Below are 5,475 nucleotides of genomic sequence, written 5' to 3'. Positions count from 1 at the left end.
TGGCGTGGTGGCGGGCGGCGATGTTGGCGACGATCGCCAGGCCCAGGCCGGTGCCGCCTTCGGGCGCGTCCGGGGCGCGGAAGAAGCGCTCGCCCAGGCGCGGCAGCAGGGCCTCGTCGATGCCGCTGCCCGCGTCGTCCACGGCCAGGCGCACGGACAGCGGATCGCGCCGCAGGCTGACCGTGACCACACGGCCGGCGGCGTGACGGAACGCGTTGTCCAGCAGGTTGTCGAGCAGTTCGCGCAGCGCATAGGCGTCGGCGGCGACCCAGGCCGCAGCCGCGTCGTCGTCGCCGCCGTCGTAGCCCAGGTCCACGCCGGCGTGCAGGGCGTCGGGGATGCGCTCGGCCAGCGCCTGCGGCAGCCATTGCGACAGGTCCAGCGGCAGCAGCGGGCGGATGCTCTCGCGCGGGGCCTGGGTGCGGGTCAGCGCCAGCAACTGGGTGGAGGTGCGGGTGGCGCGGTCGGTCAACTGGCGGATGTGCTGCAGCGCCTGCGCGGTGTCTTCCGGACGCTGGCTGGCCTGGGCGCGCTGCACGTGCATGCTCAGCCCGGCCAGCGGCGTGCGCAGTTGGTGCGCGGCATCGGCGAGGAAGCGCTCCTGCAGCGCCATCATGTGCTTGAGGCGGCCGAGCAGGCCGTCGATGGCCTGGGTCAGCGGCACGATCTCCACCGGGATGTCGGGGCCGGATACCGGGCTGAGGTCGCGCTGGCTGTCGTCGAGCCGCCGCACCGCCGGCTCCAGCATGCGCAGGCCGACCCGCACGCCATGCCAGACCAGTACCAGCAGCGAGCAGGTGAGCAGCAGTTCGGTCGGCAGCATCAGCACCAGGATCTCGCGGGCGCGGCGGTGACGGTCGTCCAGGGTCTCGGCCACCGACACGGTGAGCCAGTCGCCCGGCTCCAGCGCCGAAGGCAGCAACAGGCTGGCCACACGCACCGGCACGCCGTTGTCCATGCGGTCGTCGTACAGCATCACCCGGCCGACTTCGGCCGGATCCGGATGCGACGGAATCGGCTGGGTGCTGCCGCTGATCACTCCGTGGCGGCGGCTGTCGAGCTTGAAGAACACCCGGCCGTCGCTGCTGTACTCCAGCAGTTGCCGCGCCTGCAGGGTCAGCGGCATGCGCTCGCCGGGGTCGTTGACCGCATTCGCCAGGCCCTGCGTGTCCTCCTTCAGGTCCATGTCGTGGACGTGATTGGTGTACTTGAGCATCAGCAGGTAGAACAGTGCCGACACCACCAGCATCAGCAGCATGGTCGGAATCAGCAGGAACGCCAGCAGTCGCTGGCGCAGGCTGGGGTGGCGGTATGCCGGCGACTGCGCGGCCGCGGTCGCGCTCACTGCGGCATCTGTGCGTGGTCGGCGGCCGGTGAGGCGGCGCGCGACTCCTCCAGCAGATAGCCCAGGCCGCGGATGGTCCGGATGCCGACGCCGGCGCCGTGCAGCTTGCGCCGCAGGCGGTGCATGGAGATGTCCAGGCCGTTGTCGGTGATTTCGTGCTGCCAGTCGCACAGCGCTTCGGTCAGCTGGCTGCGGCTGACCACGCGCCCGCTGCGCAGCAGCAGGGTCTCCAGCAGCGCGAACTCGCGCGCGGTCAGGTCCAGCGGCTGGTCCTGCAGCCACACCCGGCGCCCGGCCAGGTTGATGCGCAGCTGCCCCAGCACCAGTTCCGGCACGCCGCCGCTGCTGCTGCGACGCAGGAGCGCGCGGGTGCGGGCGAGGAACTCGGACAGTTCGAAGGGCTTGATCAGGTAGTCGTCGGCGCCCTGGTCGAGCGCGTGGATGCGGTCTTCCACCGCATCGCGCGCCGTCACCACCAGCACCGGGATCTCGTCGCGGCGCGCGCGCAGGCGCTGCAGCACCTGTAGCCCGTCGCGGCGCGGCAGGCCCAGGTCCAGCACCAGCAGTTGATAGCTTTCGCTACCGAGCGCGCGCTCGGCGGCAGCACCGTCGCCGACATGGTCCACTACGTGGCCGCACTCGGCGAGCGAGTCGCGCAATGCAACGGCAATGGACGTATCGTCTTCGGCGACCAGGATGCGCATGATGCGAAATGCTTGCAACGGGGATGTGGGAAAACCGTCGTAATCGGCGGCGGCGAAGTCACTACGTTCACATACGTCGATGTAGCTTCGATGGAGTGTGTATCCAGATTCTGCGATGCGGTGATGACCATTATCATCCATGACATCGCTGCGCGCTCGCCGGTCCTGATCCGCCGGGTAGGAAAAATCCTATAGTCGGCCGCGGCATCCGCCGATCCTCACGCCTTCGGGTCCGCGGCATCATGAACGGGTCGGCAACGTCACCGCTCCCGCGCCAGGGAGACGGCTCGCACGGAATCGAACGGATCTCGATTCGCCGGCCACGTTTCGCTCCCGCAGGCGCCGACGGATCGGCGCAGCGCCACTGCGATCGGAATCAAAGGGAAGAAAACGCACGAGGCCCCGGCATGCCGGGGCCTCGTGCGTTCAACGTGCCGCTATCGAGAGTGAATCATGTCGGCATCTGCGCGGATGAGTCGGTCTGCACTGATGCTGTCAGCGTCAGACCGCGCGCCGCGTCTGCACGCAGCCTTTCAGGCTGCAGTCCGTCCGCCTTTGCGAATCCCCAATCCCGACTCCCGAATCCCGGCCCCTCAGAGCGCCCAATCCAGCCGCAATCCAGCCACCAGGGCATTGGGCAGGTCGCGGGTACGGGCCGGCTCGTTGAACTGGTCCGGGTGCACGATGTAGTGCAGGTTCGGGGCGATGCGCAGTTGCGGGATGACCTGGATGCCGTAGCTCAGTTCCATCATGGTCTGCGACCGGTGCGGGGTGCCGCTGCCGCCGGCCGCGGCGCGGGCCAGGCGCAGGTCTTCCAGGGCGTCGTCGCTGTAGTGCTGCTGGGTGACGACGAAGGCGATGTTGTCCTGCGGGCGGCTGGCGAAGGTGCCGCGCTGGACCAGGCCCAGTTCCAGGAAATGATCTTCGATCAACTGCCCGGAGGTGCCCTTGAGCACCGAGCCGAACAGCACCAGCCCGCGATTGCTGTCCGGATCGGGGCGGGTGACCTGCTGTTCGAAGCGGAAGAACGCGCCGGAGCGGCCGCTGCGGGTGGCGTAGTCCAGCCCGCTCAGCCGCGCCGGGTTGCCGTTGCGGTCGTTGAGCGGATCGCGGTAATCGGAGTTGTCCTGCCAGCCGCCGATCTCGTACATCGCCGGCAGGCGCGCGCCACTGGTCTGGGTGCTGTAGCCGATCGCGTAGGGCACGATCACCCCGGTGCTTTCGTTGGTGCTCCAGTTGAGGCCGTGCTGGCCGCGTTCGGCCTGGATCGGGTTGACCTCGTAGGCGCCGACGTGGACGTAGACGTTCGGGGTCACCCAGGCCTTGGCATGCGCGGCCCAGCTGGACACCGGCCAGTAGGTGAAGTTGCTGGTGCGGAACACGAAGGTCGGGTTACCGCAGGCCGAGTTGCCCTGGAAGTAGCCGCACAGTTCCGAGCCCAGGAAGTGGATGTTGGCCACGCTGCGGCCGGCTTCCAGTTCCAGGCGGTCGTTGAACAGCTTCTGGTCGATGGTGAAGTTGGCCAGGCGCGTGCCCTGGCCGCCGTAGATTTCCTGCACCGAGGTGCTGTTGCCGATGTTGCCGTTGGCCAAGTTGGTGCCGTGGCGGTTGATGCCGTAGACCTTCAGCGTTGCGCCGTTCCAGCCCATCAGCCGTTGCAGGTCCACGTCGGTGCCGAACATCAGCTGCCCGGCGTAGGCGCTGCCCTCGTGCTTGCCGCCGTCCAGCGACACGGCGCCTTCGCCGGTGTAGGCGAGCTTGAGCTTGAATGCGTCGCTGGCGTCCTGGGCGTGGGCCAGCGGTGCGGCGAGCGCCAGCGCCAGGGTGGCCAGCGGCAGGGACGAGACGAGGGGACGGGACATGGCGGAACTCCTCAGCAGGGAAAGGCCGGCGCGCCGCCAGCGGCGACGGGGGAGGGGCATCGCATGGCGACGCGCCGGCGCATGGACAGGGCTAGGCGACGACCGGCTTCTTCAGCACCCGCAGCGCCACCGCGGTGACCACGGTGCCGGCGAGCAGCGCCACCAGGTACATGCCCAGGTGGCTGACGGCGTTGGGGATCGGCAGCACGAACACGCCGCCGTGCGGCACCTTCAGCTCGGCGCCGGCGGCCATCGAGATGGCGCCGGCCAGCGCCGAGCCGAGCATCAGCGCGGGGATGGTGCGCAGCGGGTCGCGCGCGGCGTACGGGATCGCGCCTTCGGTGACGAAGGCCAGGCCGAGCACGCCGGTGGCGGCGCTGCTGCCGCGCTCGTCCTGAGTGAAGCGGCTGCGGAACACCCAGGTGGCCAGGGCGATGCCCAGCGGCGGGGTCATGCCGGCGACCATCGCTGCGGCCATCGGCGTGTACACCTGGCTGGCGATCAGGCCGGTGGAGAAGGCATAGGCGGCCTTGTTGACCGGCCCACCCATGTCGAAGGCCATCATCGCGCCCAGCAGCAGGCCCAGCAGCACCGCACTGCTGCCCTGCATGCCGCGCAGCCATTCGGTGAGCCAGGCCAGCAGTTCGGCCACCGGCTGGCCGACCACGTAGAGCATGGCCAGGCCGACCAGCAGGGTGCCCAGCACCGGCAGGATCAGCACCGGCTTCAGGCCCTCGAGCGTGCGCGGCAGCTTGATCGCCCGGTTCAGCGCGGCCACCCCGTAGCCGGCGATGAAACCGGCGAGGATGCCGCCGATGAAGCCGGCGCCGAGGTTCGCCGCGACCATGCCGCCGATCATGCCGGGGGCGATGCCGGGGCGGTCGGCTATGGAGTAGGCGATGTAGCCGGCCAGGGCGGGCACCATCAGGGTGAAGCCGGCCTTGGCGCCGATCTGGAACAGCGACCAGGCCAGCGTGCCCTTGTGCGCGTCGTCGAAGGCGTAGATGCCGCCGAGCGCGAACGCCAGCGCGATCAGCAGGCCGCCGGCGGTGACGAAGGGCAGCATGAACGACACGCCGGTCATCAGGTGCTTGTAGGGGCCGGCGGAGCGGCCGCCCTGGGCCTTGGCCGGGGCGCTGCCGCCGGTGCTGGCGGCGTGCACGCTGGCTTCGGCCAGGGCCTTGCGGATCAGGCCCGGGCCGTCGTTGATCGCCGGCTTGGTGCTGCTCTTGAACAGGCGCTTGCCGCCGAAGCGGCCCAGGTCGACCTCGCGGTCGGCGGCGATCAGCACCAGGTCGGCGGCGGCGATCTCCTCTGCGCTGAGCGCGTCCTGCGCGCCGACCGAGCCCTGGGTCTCCACCCGGATCTGATGGCCCAGCGCCTTGGCCGCCTGCTGCAGGCCCTCGGCGGCCATGAAGGTGTGGGCGATGCCGGTGGGGCAGGAGGTGATGGCGACGATGCGCTTGCCGGCGCCCTCGGTGCGGCCGACAGCGGCTGGGCCGTCGGTGTCGGTGGCCGCGGTCAGCAGCGGCGCCAGCACCGCGCCGGCATCGGCCAGCACCGA

General features: G+C 70.0%; 4 protein-coding genes. All 4 read right to left on the bottom strand.

All coding sequences use genetic code 11. The features are described 5' to 3' along the window. Positions 1-1,345: sensor histidine kinase (locus tag D183_RS24410; protein ID WP_017908859.1), on the bottom strand; the 1,345-nt coding region annotated here is incomplete at its 3' end. Beyond that, positions 1,342-2,049 (bottom strand): response regulator, encoded by a 708-nt coding sequence (locus D183_RS0109965; protein WP_017908858.1) that lies wholly within the window; start codon positions 2,047-2,049, stop codon positions 1,342-1,344. The genes D183_RS0109965 and D183_RS24410, both read right to left, overlap by 4 nt. A 593-nt stretch (positions 2,050-2,642) precedes the next feature. Beyond that, complete coding sequence (locus tag D183_RS0109960; protein WP_017908857.1) at positions 2,643-3,911, bottom strand: carbohydrate porin; 1,269 nt, start codon at positions 3,909-3,911, stop codon at positions 2,643-2,645. 91 nt (positions 3,912-4,002) lie between these two features. Beyond that, a complete protein-coding gene (locus D183_RS0109955; RefSeq protein WP_441365587.1) occupies positions 4,003-5,439 on the bottom strand; it encodes a PTS fructose transporter subunit IIC in 1,437 nt (478 codons plus the stop codon). Between the last annotated feature and the right edge of the window lie 36 nt (positions 5,440-5,475).

Origin of the sequence: Xanthomonas sp. SHU 199, assembly GCF_000364665.1 — a bacterium.
Lineage (GTDB): Bacteria > Pseudomonadota > Gammaproteobacteria > Xanthomonadales > Xanthomonadaceae > Xanthomonas_A > Xanthomonas_A sontii.
The sequence above is the reverse complement of the archived record's forward strand: the minus strand, read 5'-3'. Positions and strand labels throughout refer to the sequence as shown.

Bases quoted from the DNA above. Each gene is read 5' to 3' on its own strand.
- D183_RS0109960 (WP_017908857.1), bottom strand. From the start codon at position 3,911: ATGTCCCGTCCCCTCGTCTCGTCCCTGCCGCTGGCCACCCTGGCGCTG.
- D183_RS0109965 (WP_017908858.1), bottom strand. From the start codon at position 2,049: ATGCGCATCCTGGTCGCCGAAGACGATACGTCCATTGCCGTTGCATTG.